Below are 17,391 nucleotides of genomic sequence, written 5' to 3'. Positions count from 1 at the left end.
TCTTGTCCTCCCGCCCTCTTTCTTCGAGGGCGCAGCACAATCGGCGCATGCGCTTCGGACTGCTGGGCCCCGTGGAGATACGCACCGACACCGGTGAGCTTCTCGACCCCGGCGGCGAGCGCCCGCGCACGCTCCTCGCACTGTTGCTCCTGAACGCCGGGCGTGGTGTCACCGCCGAGCGCCTCATCGCGGGTCTGTACGGTGACGAGCCGCCGGCCGGTGCCGCGAACGCCCTCCAGTCGCAGGTGTCCCGGCTGCGCAGGCGCCTCCGGGTGCTCGGCGTACGGATCGAGTCCGTTCCCCTCGGATACCGACTGGACGCGGATCCGGCCACCCTCGACGTGCACCTCTTCGAGGATGCCGTGCGCGCCGGACGGACCGCCCTGGCGGCGGGGGAGCACGGGCGGGCCGCGGAACTGCTGCGCGAGGGCCTCGCCCTGTGGCGCGGCAACGCCCTCGCCGGCCTCGCGCCCGGCCCCTTCGCGGCCTTCGCCGGGACCGAGGCCCGCCGCCTGGAGGAGGCACGGCTGAGCGCCCGCGAAAACCTCGCGGCGGCCGAGCTGGGCCTCGGGGGAGGCGCCGCGCTGGTACCGGAACTGCGCGAGCTGATCGCCGTACAACCGCTGCGCGAGCGCCCGTACGGACTGCTGATGCGGGCCCTGGGGGCTGCCGGACGGCCCGCCGAGGCCCTCGCCGTCTACGAGGACGCCCGGCACACCCTCGCCGAGCAGCTCGGCGCCGACCCCTCGCCCGAACTGGCCGCCCTCCACCTGGAACTCCTGCGTCCGCAGGGCGCCGCCGCCCCGCGCCCGCTGCCCGCCCGGCTCACCAGCTTCGTCGGCCGCGAGGACGACCTGAGGCAGCTCGGCGGCCTGCTTCGCTCCGCCCGCCTGGTGACCCTCACCGGCCCCGGCGGGGCGGGCAAGACGCGCCTGGCACAGGAGGGCGCGGGCCGTTGGCCGGGCGAGGTCTGTTACGTGGAACTGGCACCGGTGCCGGACGCGGCGGGCCTGCCGTACGCCGTCCTGGCGGCCCTCGGCGTGCGCGAGAGCGGCTTCCCCGACCGGACGGGCGGCAGTGCCGACGCCCTGGAACGGCTGCTGTCGGTGCTGGCCGCCCACGAAGGACAGCCACCGCTGCTCGTCCTGGACAACTGCGAGCACCTGGTCGGGGCGGCGGCACTGCTGGCCGTCCGCATGCTCGGAGCACACCCCGCACTGAAGGTGCTGGCCACCAGCAGGGAGGCGCTGGGCGTCACCGGGGAGACGCTCGTCACGGTGGAGCCGCTGCGCACACCGGAAGCGGTGCGCCTGTTCACGGAGCGCGCGGCCTCGGTGCGCCCGGGACTCGACCTGCGTCCGGGCACCGCACGGCACGCACGCGTGGCGGACCTCTGCGCCGCCCTGGACGGGCTGCCGCTCGCCCTGGAACTCGCGGCGGCCCGGCTGCGGACCCTCTCCGTGGACGATCTCGCGGACCGCCTGTGCGCCCGGCTCGGCGACGCACCGGCACCGGCACCGGACGGAGGCTCCTTTGCACCGGCGCCGGAGGGCGGTTCCCTCGCACCGGTGCCGGAGGGCGGTTCCCTCGCACCGGTGCCGGAGGGCGGTCTCCTCGCACCGGTGCCGGAGGGCGGTCTGCTCGCACCGGCACCGGAGAGCGGTTCCCTCGCACCGGTGCCGGATGCGCGTTTTCGGCTGCTGTCGCGCGGCGACCGCACCAAGGAGCCCCGGCACCGCACCCTGCGCGCGGTGGTGGAGTGGAGCTGGGAACTCCTGGACGCGACGGAACAGGAGCTGGCGCGCCGGTTCACCGTGTTCGCCGGAGGAGCGACGGCGGACGCCGTACGACAGGTGTGCGCGGCACCCGACGCGGAGGACGTCCTGGCCTCCCTGGTCGAGAAGTCCTTCGTCACGGTCACCGGCGGGCGCTACCGGATGCTGGAGACGATCAGGGCCTTCTGCGCGGAACAACTGGGCGCGGAGGAACGGGACTTCCGGGCCGCCCACACGGCGTACTTCCTGGCCCTCGTGGAGCGCGCCGAACCCCACCTGCGCGAGGCGGCACAGCTGCACTGGCTCGACCTCCTCGAAACCGAGCACACCGACCTCCTCGTCGCCGTGCGCCGAAGCGACACCGCCAGCTCCCTGAAACTGCTCGCCGGGCTCTCCTGGTACGCCCCGCTGCGCGGGCACTCCGGCGAACTGTCGCGCGCCGCCCGGGAGGTGCTGCGGGCCGCGGGGCAGGAGCCACCGCCGGGGCTCGCGGAGGAGTACGCGCTGTGCCTGCTCGCGGCCGTCGACCCGCGGACGGGCCCCGACGGCAGCGCGGCAGACGCGGAGCTGACCGCCCGCGCCGACCGGCTGATCGAGGGCCTGGTCGGACACCTGCGCCGCCCGCACCTCCTCACCCTGTGGGCCCTCGCCTCGGGCCCACGGGCGGACACCCGGACGACGTCGCAGGAGGAGGAGGCGTACGGCAGAAGCGGTCCCTGGGCGGGTGCGCTGCTGCGGATGGGCCGCGCCTACCAGCACCTGTTCGCCGGGCGGCCGGGCCCGGCGGAGGAGGACTTCGCGTCGGCGCTGGCCGGCTTCCGGGCGACCGGCGACCGCTGGGGCATCGCCAACTGCCTCGACCCGCTGGCCACCTTCGCCCACTGGCGCGGCGACCACGCCCGGGCACTGGTCCTCCTGGAGGAGGCGCTCGTCCTCGTCACCGAGCTGAAGGCCCCCGAGGAGACCGCCGACATGCTGATGCGGCGCGGCCACGTCCTGCTGCACGCCGGACGGACGGGCGAGGCCGTCGTACTCCTCACCCGCTCCGCCGACCTGGCCCGCGGCATCGGCGTCCCCGACAAGGCGACCGGAGCGCTCCGCGGGCTCGGTGACGCGGCCCGCCTGACCGGGGACCCGGCACGCGCCCGCACGCACTACGAGGAGGCCCTCGACGGGGGCACCGAGAGCTGGTTCGGTACGGGCGAGACCCTGCGCGTGCTGCTCGGCCTCGGCCGCACCGCCCTGGCGCAGGGCGACCCGGCACAGGCCGAGGAGTGGTTCGACCAGGCCACCGTCCTCGCCGAGGACCAGCCGGGCCGCCTGATCCTCGCCGAACTCGCCGAGGCCCGGGCCCAGGCCGGTCCCCCGGAGCGGGCGGCCCGGCTGCTCGGCGAGGCGGAGGGCCTGCGCGGCACCCCCCTGCTGGGCGACCTCGACGTCGTACGCACGACGGAGGCGACCCGGGCGGCCCTGACCCCACAGGCCTACCGGGAGGCGTACGAGCGGGGGCGCGGGACCCCTGCGTGAACCCCTGCGTGACGCAGGCATGACGCGGAGCCGTCCACAGGGCGCGGGGGATGTCAGACCCATGGTGTCCAATGGATCTCGTGCCCTCGCTCGACGAACCACTCAAGAAGACACTCGGCGGCACCACCGCGAAGGTGATGGCCGAGCACCTCGACCTGCACACGGTCGGTGACCTGCTGCACCACTACCCCCGGCGGTACGCCGAGCGCGGCGAGCTCACCCAGCTCGCCGACCTCCCGCTCGACGAGCACGCCACCGTCGTCGCCCAGGTCGCGGACGCCCGCATCCTGCGCTTCAACAACGGCAAGGGCCAGCGCCTCGAAGTCACCCTCACCGACGGCAGCGGACGCCTCCAGCTGGTCTTCTTCGGCAAGACGATCTACCACCACCAGAAAGAGCTCCTGCCGGGCCGCAAGGGAATGTTCTCCGGCAAGGTCGGCATGTTCCGCAACATCCGCCAGCTCTCCCACCCGGCGTACGAGATGCTCGGCAAGGACGCGGGCTCCGACGCCGTGGAGGCCTGGGCGAACCAGCTGATCCCGCTCTACCCGGCCTGTGCCCAGATGGAGAGCTGGAAGATCGCCAAGACCGTCGACCTGGTCCTGGCCTCCATGGAAGCCACGAACTGGTCCGAGCTGGTCGACCCGCTCCCCACCGCGCTCCGCGAGGGCCGCGGCCTGATCCCGCTCCCCGACGCCTTCCGCAAGATCCACCGCCCGCGCACCAAGGCGGAGATCGCCGACGCCCGCGACCGCCTCAAGTGGGACGAGGCCTTCGTCCTCCAAGTCGCCCTGGCCCGCCGCCGGTTCGCCGAGACCCAGCTTCCCGCCGTCGCCCGCAAGCCCACCCCCGACGGCCTCCTCGACGCCTTCGACGCCAAGCTGCCCTTCACCCTCACCGACGGCCAGCAGAAGGTCTCCAAGGAGATCTTCGACGACCTCGCCACCGAACACCCGATGCACCGGCTGCTCCAGGGGGAAGTGGGTTCCGGGAAGACCATGGTGGCGCTGCGCGCCATGCTCGCCGTCGTCGACGCGGGCGGGCAGGCCGCCATGCTCGCGCCCACCGAAGTGCTCGCACAGCAGCACCACCGGTCGATCGTGGAGATGATGGGCGAGCTGGCCGAGGGCGGCATGCTCGGCGGGTCCTCGCTCGGGACGAAGGTCGTGCTGCTCACCGGGTCGATGGGGATGCCCGCACGGCGGCAGGCGCTGCTGGACCTGGTGACGGGGGAGGCGGGTCTTGTCATCGGCACGCATGCGCTGATCGAGGACAAGGTGCAGTTCCACGACCTCGGGCTGGTCGTCGTCGACGAACAGCACCGGTTCGGAGTCGAGCAGCGCGACGCGCTCCGGTCGAAGGGGAAGCAGCCGCCGCACCTGCTGGTCATGACGGCCACCCCCATTCCGCGCACGGTGGCGATGACGGTCTTCGGCGACCTGGAGACGTCCGTGCTGGACCAGCTCCCCGCCGGGCGTTCCCCGATCGCCACCCACGTCGTACCGGCCAAGGACAAGCCGCACTTCCTGACCCGCGCCTGGGAGCGCGTACGGGAGGAAGTGGAGAACGGGCACCAGGCGTACGTGGTGTGCCCGCGCATCGGGGACGGCGAGGACGAGCCGAAGAAGAAGTCCAAGAAGGCGGCCGAGGAGGCCGAGGACCCGGAGAAGCGGCCGCCGCTCGCTGTCCTGGAGATCGCCGAACAGCTCCGCGCCGGAGCGCTCAACGGGCTGCGGGTCGAGGTGCTGCACGGGCGGATGCAGCCCGACGACAAGGACGACGTGATGCGGCGCTTCGCCGCCGGTGAGGTGGACGTGCTGGTCGCGACCACCGTCATCGAGGTCGGCGTCAACGTCCCCAACGCCACCGCCATGGTGATCATGGACGCCGACCGCTTCGGCGTCTCCCAGCTGCACCAGCTGCGCGGCCGGGTCGGGCGAGGTTCGGCCCCCGGGCTGTGCCTGCTGGTCAGCGAGATGCCCGAGGCCAGCCCGGCGAGGGCCAGGCTGGCAGCAGTGGCGGCGACCCTCGACGGCTTCGAGCTGTCGCGGATCGACCTCGAACAGCGCCGTGAGGGCGATGTGCTCGGCCAGGCCCAGTCCGGTGTGCGGTCCTCGCTGCGCGTCCTGGCCGTCATCGAGGACGAGGAGGTCATCGCCGCCGCCCGCGAGGAGGCCGTCCAGATCGTCGCCGAGGACCCCGAACTGGAGCGGCTGCCCGAGCTGCGGACGGCACTGGACGCACTGCTCGACAAGGAGCGGGAGGAGTACCTCGACAAGGGCTGACCGGCCCGTACGCCATATCGTGGAAGGAGACACACCCAGCAGGCCCGACCCAGAGGACCCCATGACCCGCGTGATCGCAGGCACCGCCGGCGGACGCCGCCTGGCCGTACCGCCGGGCAACGGCACCCGCCCCACCTCCGACCGCGCGCGCGAGGGCCTGTTCTCGACCTGGGAGGCGCTGCTCGGGACCCTGGAGGGCATCCGGATCGCCGACCTGTACGCGGGCTCCGGAGCCGTCGGCCTGGAAGCGCTGTCCCGGGGCGGCGTGCACGCCCTCCTGGTCGAGGCCGACCCGAAGGCGGTGCGGACGATTCGGGACAACGTACGCACGCTGGGGCTGCCCAGCGCCGAGGTCCGGGCGGGCAAGGCGGAGCAGGTCGTGACGGGCGCGGCGCCCGCCGACCCGTACGACATCGTCTTCCTGGACCCCCCGTACGCCGTCACCGACGACGATCTTCGGGAGATTCTCCTCACACTCCACGCCCAGGGCTGGCTCGCCGAGGACGCGATCGCCACCGTGGAACGCAGCACCAGGGGCGGAGAATTCAAGTGGCCCAAGGGATTTGAGCCACTGCGGGCCCGTCGCTACGGCGAGGGAACGCTTTGGTACGGTCGCGCCGCCTCGTCGTGCGAAGACGCACGATGACCGGACCGGAGAGCGAGGGACCACAGATGCGCCGGGCAGTCTGTCCCGGGTCGTTCGACCCCATCACCAACGGACATCTCGACATCATCGGCCGAGCCTCCAGGCTGTACGACGTGGTGCACGTCGCGGTGATGATCAACCAGTCGAAGAAAGGTCTCTTCTCGGTCGAGGAGAGGATCGAGCTGATCAGGGAGGCCACCGCCGACTACGGCAACATCGTGGTCGAGTCCCATCACGGGCTGCTCGTCGACTTCTGCAAGGAGCGCGACATCCCCGCCATCGTGAAGGGTCTGCGGGCCGTCAGCGACTTCGACTACGAACTCCAGATGGCACAGATGAACAACGGGCTCTCCGGTGTCGAGACCCTCTTCATCCCCACCAACCCCACCTACAGCTTCCTCTCCTCCAGCCTGGTCAAGGAGGTCGCGGCCTGGGGCGGCGACGTCGCGCACCTGTTGCCGGAGCACGTGCACGCGGAGCTGACGAAGCGCCTGGCGGAGAAGCGCGCACAGGCGCAGGAGAACTGACAGACCGTCAGCAGGTGTCGGGCGGGAGTCGACTGGCCTTACAGTCGTCCCGTCCGTCTCCACACCAGGCCGAGAGAGTGGCGAGTACACGGTGGACGTGCAGAACAAGCTGGACGAGATCGTCGAGGCGATCGGCAGTGCCCGGTCCATGCCCATGTCGGCCTCGTGCGTGGTCAACCGCGCCGACCTGCTGGACATGCTCGAAGAGGTGCGGCAGGCCCTGCCGAACTCCCTGGCGCACGCCCAGGAGCTGATCGGCGGCCGTGAGCAGATGGTCGAGCAGGCCCGCGAGGAGGCCGCCCGGATCATCGAGTCGGCCCAGGCCCAGCGCGGCGACCTGATCTCCGACACCGAGGTCGCCCGCCGCTCCCAGGCCGAGGCGGACCGCATCCTCGCCGAGGCCCGCCAGGAGGCCGAGGAGATCCGCGCCGAGGCCGACGAGTACGTCGACTCCAAGCTGGCCAACTTCGAGGTCGTCCTCACCAAGACCATCGGCTCGGTCGGCCGGGGCCGCGAGAAGCTGCTCGGCCGGGGCCCCGGCCTCGACGAGCAGGGGTACGCCGACGAGGACGCCCCGGACTACAGCCCGGACCCCTCGACCCTCCTCCAGCGGGCCGACGAGTACGTCGACACCAAGCTCGGTGCCTTCGAGGCCGTCCTCGCCAAGACCCTCGAAGCCGTCGGCAAGGGCCGCCAGAAGCTGCACGGCCGCGTCGCCCACGACGACCTCGGCGTGCACATGGCCGCCCAGGACGACCTGGACCACTCCGGGCTGCGCGGCTCCGACGCCGACTTCCTCGCCGACCTGGCCGAGCCGCAGCCCGCCGCCCCGCCGCGCGCCCCGGAGCCCCCGCCGCTCCAGCCCCAGGTCCCCGCCCAGCAGCCGTACGACCCGTACGCCGCCCCGTACGGGCAGCAGCCGCAGCAGGACGCCTACGCCGCGAGCTACGGCCAGGACCCGTACGGCTACCAGCAGGACCCGTACGCGGCCTCCTACGCCCAGCAGGGATACGACCAGTACGGCCAGCTCCTGCCGCAGCAGCACCAGCCCCAGCAGCATCAGGGTCAGTCCCAGCAGCATCAGGGCCAGCCCCAGCAGTCCCACCAGCAGCAGGGCGCCCTCGACGAGACCAGCATGTTCGACACGAGCATGATCAATCTCGACCAGCTGCGCGAGTACGAGCAGGGTCGCTAGCCGCCCGTCGCCGGGGCCCGGGGACCGGATTGGGCCCTGAGCGAAGCGTCAAGTATCCTGGCCATTCGTCGCGGACCACGTCTGCGATTTCGGCTGCCCGATTCGCCATGGATTTCCGTCCTGCGACGCTACGGCAGTCCCTCCACAGCAATCCGAAAGCAGGAAATCCCCTGAACGCGCGCCTCGACCACCGCAACCCTCTCGTGTTCGACACACACGAGCTGGGCCGGCGTCCCGGTGCCCTTCAGCGGCTGACCCGCTCCGCGGAGGCCCCCAAGGACTTCGGTGTCGAAGGGGTCATCGGCGTACCGGAAGGTGCGCCCTTGGAGATCAGGCTCCGCCTCGAATCCGTCATGGAAGGGGTGCTTGTCACAGGCACCGTCCGTGCGGAGGCCGAGGGGGAGTGCGTAAGGTGTCTGGAGCCGGTGCGACTGTCGGTCGCGGCGGACTTCCAGGAGATGTTCTCGTACCCTGACGCCGACGACCGGGGCCGTGCAAAAGCGGAACCGGGCGACGACGCCGAGGACGACGAGGACACACTCTTCCTCGAGGACGGCTTGTTCGACCTCGAACCGGTGCTGCGTGATGCGGTGGTGCTCGCACTGCCGATGCAGCCGGTGTGCCGGGAGGACTGTGCAGGCATGTGCTCGCAGTGCGGGACCAGCCTGAACGAGAACCCGGACCACCACCATGACGCCGTCGACATCCGTTGGGCGGCGCTGCAGGGACTCGTCGAGACCGGCCAGGTCGACGAGAAGGACAACGTGGACGACGCTGAATCTGGCGTCGACGAGAAGCAGGAGAAGTAGCCGTGGCTGTTCCGAAGCGGAAGATGTCGCGCAGCAACACGCGCCACCGCCGGTCGCAGTGGAAGGCTGCGGTCCCCACCCTGGTGTCGTGCGAGCGCTGCCAGGAGCCGAAGCTCCAGCACATTGCGTGCCCGAGCTGCGGCACGTACAACAAGCGCCAGGTCCTCGAGGTCTGAGCGGCTGGTGAGAGGCACCATGTCTGAGTCACACAAGACGGACAATGCCTCGTCTCACACGCTTCTGGAAGGGCGGCTCGGGTATCACCTCGAGTCCGCCCTTCTGGTGCGTGCGCTGACCCATCGTTCGTACGCGTACGAGAACGGCGGCCTGCCGACGAACGAGCGTCTGGAGTTCCTCGGGGACTCCGTGCTCGGCCTCGTCGTCACGGACACGCTGTACCGCACCCACCCCGATCTCCCGGAAGGCCAGTTGGCCAAGCTCCGGGCCGCGGTGGTCAACTCTCGTGCGCTGGCGGAGGTGGGCCGCGGCCTCGAACTCGGCTCCTTCATCCGGCTCGGCCGGGGCGAAGAGGGCACGGGAGGCCGGGACAAGGCATCCATCCTCGCCGACACCCTTGAAGCGGTGATCGGTGCGGTCTATCTCGACCAAGGTCTGGACGCCGCTTCCGAGCTGGTGCACCGACTCTTCGATCCGCTGATCGAGAAGTCGTCCAGCCTCGGCGCCGGTCTGGACTGGAAGACCAGTCTCCAGGAGCTCACCGCGGCCGAGGGGCTCGGTGTTCCCGAGTACCTGGTCACGGAGACGGGCCCGGACCACGAGAAGACCTTCACTGCTGCCGCCCGCGTCGGTGGTGTCTCGTACGGCACCGGCACCGGCCGCAGCAAGAAGGAAGCGGAACAGCAGGCGGCGGAGTCCGCGTGGCGCGCGATCAGCGCGGCCGCGGCGGAGCGCGAGGCGGCGGCGAAGGCCGAGGCCGAGGCTCCGGCGGCTCCCGCCACGCAGCCGGACGACGAGAACTCGTCGCCGGTCGCCTGAAGCACGCCGTAGTACGTCCGGCCCCGGTGCCGCCCCTTCGCAGGGCGGCACCGGGGCCGGACGCGTACCCGAACAACCTCAAGGAGAGCCGTGCCCGAGCTGCCCGAAGTGGAAGTCGTACGCCGAGGACTGGAGCGGTGGGTCGCCGGGCGCACGGTGGCCGAGGTCGAGGTGCTGCATCCGCGTGCGGTACGCCGCCACCTCGCCGGCGGCGAGGACTTCGCGCACCGGCTGCGCGGGCACCGCGTCGGCACCGCCATGCGGCGCGGCAAGTACCTGTGGCTGCCGCTGGACGACGCACCGCTGGCGGTCCTCGGCCACCTCGGGATGAGCGGACAACTGCTCGTGCAGCCCGAGGAGGCTTCCGACGAGAAGCACCTGCGGGTGCGCGTGCGCTTCGAGGACGGGCTGGGGACGGAGCTGCGCTTCGTCGACCAGCGCACCTTCGGCGGACTCTCGCTGCACGACACCACCCCCGACGGCCTCCCGGACGTCATCGGGCACATCGCCCGCGACCCCCTCGACGCCGCCTTCGACGACGCCGCCTTCCACACCGCGCTGCGGCTGCGACGTACGACGATCAAGCGGGCGCTGCTCGACCAGTCCCTGATCAGCGGCGTCGGCAACATCTACGCGGACGAGGCGCTGTGGCGCTCGAAGCTGCACTACGACCGGCCCACCGCCACCATGACCCGGCCCCGCTCGGCCGAACTCCTCGGCCACGTACGGGACGTGATGAACGCGGCGCTCGCCGTCGGCGGCACCAGCTTCGACAGCCTGTACGTCAACGTGAACGGCGAATCCGGCTACTTCGACCGCTCGCTCGACGCGTACGGCCGCGAGGGGCAACCCTGCGGACGCTGCGGCACCCTGATGCGCCGTCGCGCGTGGATGAACCGGTCCAGCTACTTCTGCCCGAAGTGCCAGCGGCCGCCGAGGGTCGTCAACGGGCAGTAGCGGGACGGGGGTTGTCAGTGGTGCGGACTAGTGTGCGATTGATGGTCCGTTGATCTGCCGTGTCCGCACAAGGAGTTCCGATGCCCGAAGCCCTCACGACGACCGAACTCTCCGCGAGGCAGGCCGTCGTCCTCAACGCGGAGCCCGGCTCGCCCGGGGCGCGGGAGAGCTCCCTCGGCGGCCCGCCGCTGTGGCCCGCCGACGAGCCCTGGCCGTACTGCGCGCAGGAGGAGCACTGGACGTACGGCTCCGAGTCGGGCAACACCGAGCCGATCGTCCCCGGCGCGGTGCCCATGGTGCCGATACTCCAGCTCTTCGCCCGTGACGCGCCGGGCCTGGAGTTCCCCGAAGGGAAGGACGTATTGCAGGTGGTGTGGTGTGCGCTGAACCACGACGACGGCCCCTTCCTGGTGTCGCCGCGGCTGTACTGGCGCAACGAGGCGCAGGTCGTGGCCGACGGGGCGCAGGCCGGGACACCCGTGGCGCGAGAGGGGGAGTACGACGAGTACAACGTTCCCGAGGTGTCCGTACTGGCGCCGACCGTGGTGCGGGACCTGCCGAGCGGGTGGGAGACCTGGAACTCGCGGGACGGCGAGGGCGAGGGCGACGAGGACGGGCACGTCATCGCGTCCAAGGCCGGAGGCTGGCCCGCCTGGACGCAGCCCCCGAACTGGCCCGACTGCGCGGAGGGGCACCGCATGGAGCACCTGCTGACCCTCACCGGCGACATACAGCTCGGTGACTGCGGCGGCGTCTACTTCTTCCGCTGCCGCCGGTGCCCGGAACAGCCGTGGGACTGGCGCGGCGACTGCCACTGACAGCGACCGACGGCGGAGCGGGTCGGAAGCCGGGTCAGAAGCCGAAGTCCTGTGTCCACCACGGGCCGCCCTCGGCCATGTGCACGCCGACGCCCAGAGTGGTGTATTCGCAGTTCAGGATGTTCTTGCGGTGGCCTTCGCTCTTCATCCAGGCGTCCATCACGGCCTGGGCGTCGGCCTGGCCGCGGGCGATGTTCTCGCCGCCGAGGTTCTTGATGCCCGCCTTCGCGGCGCGGTCCCACGGGGTCGCGCCGTCCGGGTCGGTGTGGTCGAAGAAGCCGCGGGCCGCCATGTCGCGGCTGAAGTTGGCGGCGAGCGTGGCCAGACCCGTGTCCGGGCGGACCGGGCTGCACCCGACCTTCGCGCGCTCCTGGTTGACCAGGGAGAGGACCGCTGCCGCCGCGTCGTTCGCGGAGGAGGGCGCCTTGCGCAGTTGGGGGGTGGCAGGGGCCTCGGCGGCGGGAGTGCTCTCCGTACGCTGCGGGGTCGCCGTCTCCGGGGCCTTCGCGGTGTCCTTCTTCGCGGTGTCCGGCTTCGTCTGCTTCTGCGAATCGGTGTTCGGCTTCTTCGCCGCGTCGGCCGGGGCCGACTGCTGCGGGGAAGGGGTCTTCGAGGGACCCTGCGGCCGCTCCTGGCCCCGCGCCGAGGCCGGGGCGGACGACGCCCGCTCGGTCGGGGACACGTCGGCGCCGCCCTGGGCCTTGAGGTCCACCGCGCCGCCCGCGGTCACCCGGTCGCCGGAGCCGTTTCCGGCACCGCCGAGGGTGTAGTTGTCACCGCCGGGGAGGATGCCGGAGGCCACCGCCACGGCGCCGAAGGCCACGGCCGCGGAGACACCGAGAAGGCCGGTGCGCACGGGGGCGGGGCGCTTCTTCCGGCGGCCGCCGCCGTGATTGCCGCCTGCCGTTCCGTCCGCGAACTGGTCTGCGGCGGGCCCGGCGGCAGTGCGTCGATGGCGTCCCATCTGCTGTGCCTTCCTCAAAAACTCGACGGTCAATGTGTTCACCCATAAGGATGAGGCTCATTGGGTCGGGACTGTACGGCATGACGGGTGGGGGCGAAGTGCCGCTTGAGCATTTGGCCGGTTAGCGTGCAGTCATGAACGAAGATGCACGGCCCGACGCACGGCTCACCGCATGGGTGCGCGGTCGGGTACAGGGAGTGGGCTTTCGCTGGTTCACCAGGGCAAACGCTTTGCAGATCGGTGACCTCGAAGGCTTTGCGCTCAACCTCGACGACGGCCGGGTGCAGGTGGTCGCCGAGGGCCCGCGTGAGAATTGCCACCGTCTGCTGGAGTGGCTGCGCTCCGACGACACTCCCGGCCGGGTCGACGGCGTCACTGAGATATGGGGCACACCTCGTGGGGGGTACACCGGCTTCGCCATCCGGTGACCCGTCGGCTGTGCCGAGTCGGCCGCGGGCCCCGGACGAAGGGGTGCCGCAGGCACGTGCGTACGGCAGAAATGCCCTGGTGGTTGCCAGAAACGGGGTTGCCGTGGAAGGCTGCCCGTACGAGGATGATCTCCACGCCCCCAGGGCCCCGCAGAGAGAGCGTCGCCGCCGGCACACCGTGCCGCAGACGGCCGAACGCCCCCGGGTTGCCCGTCGATACGGGCTGTGATCGTGTTGACCGTCAAACTTTTTGGTGAGACTCTGGAATCCCCGCGCACCTTAGCTGTTTGGCAGCGAGAACCGCAGTGAAACAACAGCACTGCCAAGCACCGCGGGTGCGATTCCCTCACGACCCACACCGCTCTCGGTCGGTCACTCAGTGTGGAGGACCACTCATCATGGCAAAGGCGCTTCTCGGTTACGTCGGCGGCTCCGACCCGCGACTCCTCGCCGAGATGCGACGGCTTCAGCAGCGTGTCCAGGATCTCGAGTCCGAGCTCAACCGGATTCAGAACGAGAACGACACGCTCACCGCCGCCGCTCAGCACCGCGGAGACTCTTCTCTGCTCGACGAGGACTTCGACATCGACGTCCCGCGTGCGGAGCCCGCACTCACCTGATTCAGTTGTTTCCGCTCCCGCCGCTCCAGGTCGTCACCTGCGCGGCCGGGAATCCCGGGGAAACCGCGTGAATCCTGCAAGGGACGTTTCGGCGTCCCTTCTCTCTTTCGTCGACTTCCGCCGACCCCTCGTCGTCTCCGGTCGACCCCCCGGTCACACCACGTTTTCTTAACGTCTGATGTGCCCTGCACGTTCATCGGTGAAACCGGGAGGCCCCGGCGAGTCCGGTGTGAGATCGCGACATCCCGGTAAAGTCCGGCTGCGTGCATCTCAAGGCCATGACCCTCCGAGGTTTCAAGTCGTTCGCGTCGGCCACGACGCTCCGTTTCGAGCCGGGCATCACGTGCGTCGTGGGCCCGAACGGCTCGGGCAAGTCCAACGTGGTGGACGCGCTCTCCTGGGTCATGGGCGAGCAGGGCGCCAAGTCGCTGCGCGGCGGCAAGATGGAGGACGTCATCTTCGCCGGCACGACCGGGCGGCCCCCGCTCGGCCGGGCCGAGGTGTCGCTCACCATCGACAACTCCGACGGGGCGCTGCCCATCGAGTACGCCGAGGTCACCATCACGCGGATCATGTTCCGCAACGGTGGCAGCGAGTACCAGATCAACGGCGACACCTGCCGTCTGCTCGACATCCAGGACCTGCTGTCCGACTCCGGCATCGGCCGCGAGATGCACGTCATCGTCGGGCAGGGGCAGCTCGACTCCGTCCTGCACGCCGATCCGATGGGCCGCCGCGCCTTCATCGAGGAGGCGGCGGGCGTCCTCAAGCACCGCAAGCGCAAGGAGAAGGCGCTGCGGAAGCTGGAGGCGATGAAGGCCAACCTGGCCCGCGTCGAGGACCTCACCGGTGAACTCCGCCGCCAGCTCAAGCCGTTGGGCCGCCAGGCCGCCGTGGCGCGGCGGGCCGCCGTCATCCAGGCCGACCTGCGGGACGTACGCCTGCGACTCCTTGCCGACGACCTGGTACGGATGCAGGAGGCGCTCGGCGCCGAGATCGCCGACGAGGCCGCGCTCAAGTCCCGCAAGGAGGCCGCCGAGACGCAGCTCAAGGCCGCCCTGACGCGGGAGGCCGAGCTGGAGGAGGAGGTGCGCAGGCTCGCGCCCCGGCTCCAGCGGGCGCAGCAGACCTGGTACGAGCTCTCCCAGTTCGCCGAGCGGGTGCGCGGCACGATCTCGCTCGCCGACGCCCGCGTGACCAGCGCGAACGCAGCCCCCGCCGAGGAACGCCGGGGTCGCGACCCCGAGGACATGGAGCGCGAGGCCGCCCGCATCCGCGAGCAGGAGGCCGAGCTGGAGGCCGCCCTGGAGGCGGCGCAGCACGCCCTGGACAACACCGTCGAGCACCGCGCCGAGCTGGAGCGCGACCTCGCGGCGGAGGAGCGCAGGCTCAAGGACCTGGCCCGGGCCATCGCCGACCGCCGCGAGGGGCTGGCCCGGCTGCACGGGCAGGTCAACGCGGCCCGCGGCAGGGCCGGTTCCGCGCAGGCCGAGATCGACCGGCTCGCCGAGGCCCGCGACGCGGCGCAGGAACGTGCCGTCGCCGCCCAGGAGGAGTACGAGCAGCTCAAGGCCGAGGTCGACGGGCTCGACGCGGGCGACGAGGAATTGGCCGTACGGCATGACGCCGCCCAGCGCGAACTGGCCGAGGCGGACGCCGCATGGAGTGACGTACGGGAAGAACTGACGGCGGTCGAGCGCAAGCGCGCCGCCACCTCCGCCCGCCGCGAGGCCCTGGCGCTCGGGCTGCGCCGCAAGGACGGCACGGGCGCGCTGCTCGGGGCGGGGGAGTCCCTGGCCGGGCTGCTCGGTCCGGCGGCGGAGCTGCTGACGGTCACCCCCGGGTACGAGGTCCAGGTCGCGGCCGCGCTCGGGGCGGCGGCCGACGCGGTCGCGGTGCAGGGTCCCGGGGCCGCCGCCGACGCGATCCGGCTGCTGCGCAAGCAGGACGCGGGGCGGGCGGCGCTGCTGCTGGCGGGGGAGGGGGCCGAGAGCGATGCGGCCGAGGCTCCCGCTCCGTACGCCGTGGAATTCGTCCGGGGACCCGAGGAGCTGATGGGGGCCGTGCGGCGGCTGCTGCGCCGGACGGTCGTCGTGAGCACCCTGGAGGACGCCGAGGACCTGGTCTACGCGCACCCGGAGCTGACCGCCGTCACCGCCGAGGGCGACGTGCTCGGGGCGCACTTCGCGCACGGCGGTTCGGCGGGCGCGCCGAGCCTGCTGGAGGTGCAGGCGTCCGTGGACGAGGCGGACACGGAGCTGGCCGAACTGGCCGTACGGTGCGAGGAGCTGGCCGGGAAGCAGACGGCGGCCAAGGAGCGCAAGGCCCAATGTGCCGCCCTGGTCGGGGAGTTGGGGGAGGTCAGGCGCGCCGGGGACCGGGAGCGGTCGGCGGTGGCGCAGCAGCTCGGACGGCTCGCCGGGCAGGCGCGCGGCGCGTCCGGCGAGGCCGAGCGGTCGGCGGCCGCTGCGGCGAAGGCGCAGGACGCGCTGGAGCGGTCCGTCGAGGAGGCCGAGGAGCTGGCGGAGCGGCTCGCGGTGGCCGAGGAGGCGCCCGTCGAGGAGGAGCCGGACACCTCGATGCGGGACCGGCTCGCGGCGGACGGGGCGAACGCCCGGCAGACCGAGATGGAGGCGCGCCTTCAGGTCCGTACGCACGAGGAGCGGGTGAAGGGGCTCGCCGGGCGGGCCGACTCGCTGGACCGGGGGGCCCGCGCCGAGCGTGAGGCCAGGGCGCGGGCGGAGCAGCGCCGGGCCCGGATGCGGTACGAGGCGCAGGTGGCGGCGGCGGTCGCGGCCGGCGCCCGGCAGCTTCTCGCGCACGCCGAGGTCTCTCTCGTACGGGCGGACGAGGAGCGGGCCGTCGCGGAGGCGGCGAAGGCGGAGTGGGAGAGGGAGCTGGCCGCCGAGCGGGTGCGCGGGCGGGAGCTGAAGCAGGAACTCGACAAGCTCACCGATTCGGTGCACCGGGGCGAGGTGCTCGGAGCGGAGAAGCGGCTGCGGATCGAGCAGCTGGAGACGAAGGCCCTGGAGGAGCTGGGCGTGGAACCGGCGTCGCTGGTGAGCGAGTACGGGCCCGAGCAGCCCGTGCCGCCGTCGCTCGCGGCCGAGGGCGAGGAGCTGCCCGAGGATCCGGAGCACCCGCGCAACCTGCCCCGGCCCTTCGACCGTACGGAGCAGGAGAAGCGGCTCAAGGCCGCCGAACGGGCGTATCAGCAGCTCGGAAAGGTGAACCCGCTCGCGCTGGAGGAGTTCGCGGCGCTGGAGGAGCGGCACCAGTTCCTCTCCGAGCAGCTGGAGGACCTCAAGCGGACCCGGGCCGACCTCCTCCAGGTGATCAAGGAGGTCGACGAGCGGGTGGAGCAGGTGTTCACCGAGGCGTACCGGGACACGGCGCGCGAGTTCGAGGGCGTCTTCTCCCGGCTGTTCCCCGGCGGCGAGGGGCGACTGATCCTGACCGACCCCGACAACATGCTGACCACGGGTGTCGATGTGGAGGCGCGGCCTCCGGGGAAGAAGGTGAAGCGGCTGTCGCTGCTGTCGGGCGGGGAGCGCTCGCTGACGGCGGTGGCGCTGCTGGTGTCGATCTTCAAGGCGCGGCCCAGTCCCTTCTATGTGATGGACGAGGTGGAGGCGGCGCTCGACGACACGAACCTCCAGCGACTGATTCGGATCATGAAGGAGCTCCAGGAGAGCTCCCAGCTGATCGTCATCACCCACCAGAAGCGCACGATGGAGGTGGCGGACGCCCTCTACGGCGTCTCGATGCAGGGGGACGGCGTCTCGAAGGTGATCAGCCAGCGGCTGCGCTGAGCAGGCGACTGCGCCGGGCCGTCGGGGGCACA

General features: G+C 71.6%; 14 protein-coding genes. 13 read left to right on the top strand and 1 reads right to left on the bottom strand.

What is annotated here, in order from left to right; translation table 11 throughout:
- Positions 1-47: 47 nt before the first annotated feature.
- The 10 genes from ACIO3O_RS17030 to ACIO3O_RS16985 all read left to right on the top strand — a co-directional run bounded on the left by ACIO3O_RS17030 (position 48) and on the right by ACIO3O_RS16985 (position 11,535).
- A complete protein-coding gene (locus ACIO3O_RS17030; RefSeq protein ID WP_401746211.1) occupies positions 48-3,302 on the top strand; it encodes an ATP-binding protein in 3,255 nt (1,084 codons plus the stop codon).
- 71 nt (positions 3,303-3,373) lie between these two features.
- A complete protein-coding gene (gene recG, locus ACIO3O_RS17025) occupies positions 3,374-5,587 on the top strand; it encodes an ATP-dependent DNA helicase RecG (protein WP_401746210.1) in 2,214 nt (737 codons plus the stop codon).
- A gap of 61 nt (positions 5,588-5,648) precedes the next feature.
- Complete coding sequence (rsmD, locus tag ACIO3O_RS17020; protein ID WP_401746208.1) at positions 5,649-6,233, top strand: 16S rRNA (guanine(966)-N(2))-methyltransferase RsmD; 585 nt, start codon at positions 5,649-5,651, stop codon at positions 6,231-6,233.
- 26 nt (positions 6,234-6,259) lie between these two features.
- Positions 6,260-6,760, top strand: a complete 501-nt coding sequence (coaD, locus tag ACIO3O_RS17015; RefSeq protein ID WP_189825820.1) for a pantetheine-phosphate adenylyltransferase — start codon at positions 6,260-6,262, stop codon at positions 6,758-6,760.
- Positions 6,761-6,851: 91 nt separating this feature from the next.
- The gene (locus ACIO3O_RS17010; protein ID WP_401746206.1) at positions 6,852-7,955 is read left to right on the top strand and encodes an ATP synthase F0 subunit B; all 1,104 of its coding nucleotides are present in this window, start codon (positions 6,852-6,854) and stop codon (positions 7,953-7,955) included.
- A 170-nt stretch (positions 7,956-8,125) separates the two neighbouring features.
- Entirely contained in the window at positions 8,126-8,764 is a 639-nt protein-coding gene (locus tag ACIO3O_RS17005) for a YceD family protein (RefSeq protein WP_401746524.1), read from the top strand.
- A gap of 2 nt (positions 8,765-8,766) precedes the next feature.
- The gene (gene rpmF / locus ACIO3O_RS17000) at positions 8,767-8,940 is read left to right on the top strand and encodes a 50S ribosomal protein L32 (protein WP_003965982.1); all 174 of its coding nucleotides are present in this window, start codon (positions 8,767-8,769) and stop codon (positions 8,938-8,940) included.
- Positions 8,941-8,959: 19 nt separating this feature from the next.
- Entirely contained in the window at positions 8,960-9,760 is an 801-nt protein-coding gene (rnc, locus tag ACIO3O_RS16995) for a ribonuclease III (protein ID WP_401746204.1), read from the top strand.
- 90 nt (positions 9,761-9,850) lie between these two features.
- Positions 9,851-10,717 (top strand): bifunctional DNA-formamidopyrimidine glycosylase/DNA-(apurinic or apyrimidinic site) lyase, encoded by an 867-nt coding sequence (mutM, locus tag ACIO3O_RS16990; protein WP_401746202.1) that lies wholly within the window; start codon positions 9,851-9,853, stop codon positions 10,715-10,717.
- Between the two features lie 80 nt (positions 10,718-10,797).
- A complete protein-coding gene (locus tag ACIO3O_RS16985) occupies positions 10,798-11,535 on the top strand; it encodes a DUF1963 domain-containing protein (RefSeq protein WP_401746200.1) in 738 nt (245 codons plus the stop codon).
- Positions 11,536-11,569: 34 nt separating this feature from the next.
- Here the strand turns inward: ACIO3O_RS16985 and ACIO3O_RS16980 are convergent, their stop codons facing one another.
- Positions 11,570-12,499 carry a CAP domain-containing protein gene (locus tag ACIO3O_RS16980; protein ID WP_401746198.1) on the bottom strand — a complete coding sequence of 310 codons (930 nt, stop codon included), beginning with the start codon at positions 12,497-12,499 and terminating at the stop codon, positions 11,570-11,572.
- Positions 12,500-12,633: 134 nt separating this feature from the next.
- Between ACIO3O_RS16980 and ACIO3O_RS16975 the strand changes: the two genes are divergently transcribed.
- From ACIO3O_RS16975 to smc, 3 genes are all read left to right on the top strand, one after another.
- The gene (locus ACIO3O_RS16975) at positions 12,634-12,927 is read left to right on the top strand and encodes an acylphosphatase (protein WP_189825827.1); all 294 of its coding nucleotides are present in this window, start codon (positions 12,634-12,636) and stop codon (positions 12,925-12,927) included.
- Between the two features lie 398 nt (positions 12,928-13,325).
- The gene (locus ACIO3O_RS16970) at positions 13,326-13,547 is read left to right on the top strand and encodes a hypothetical protein (protein WP_266658765.1); all 222 of its coding nucleotides are present in this window, start codon (positions 13,326-13,328) and stop codon (positions 13,545-13,547) included.
- Positions 13,548-13,810: 263 nt separating this feature from the next.
- On the top strand, positions 13,811-17,359 hold the full coding sequence (smc, locus tag ACIO3O_RS16965; protein ID WP_401746193.1) for a chromosome segregation protein SMC: 3,549 nt from the start codon (positions 13,811-13,813) through the stop codon (positions 17,357-17,359).
- Positions 17,360-17,391: the final 32 nt, after the last annotated feature.

This window comes from Streptomyces sp. NPDC087440 (genome assembly GCF_044744005.1).
Classification (GTDB): Bacteria; Actinomycetota; Actinomycetes; order Streptomycetales; family Streptomycetaceae; genus Streptomyces.
This window is presented reverse-complemented; position numbering and strand designations above follow the sequence as displayed.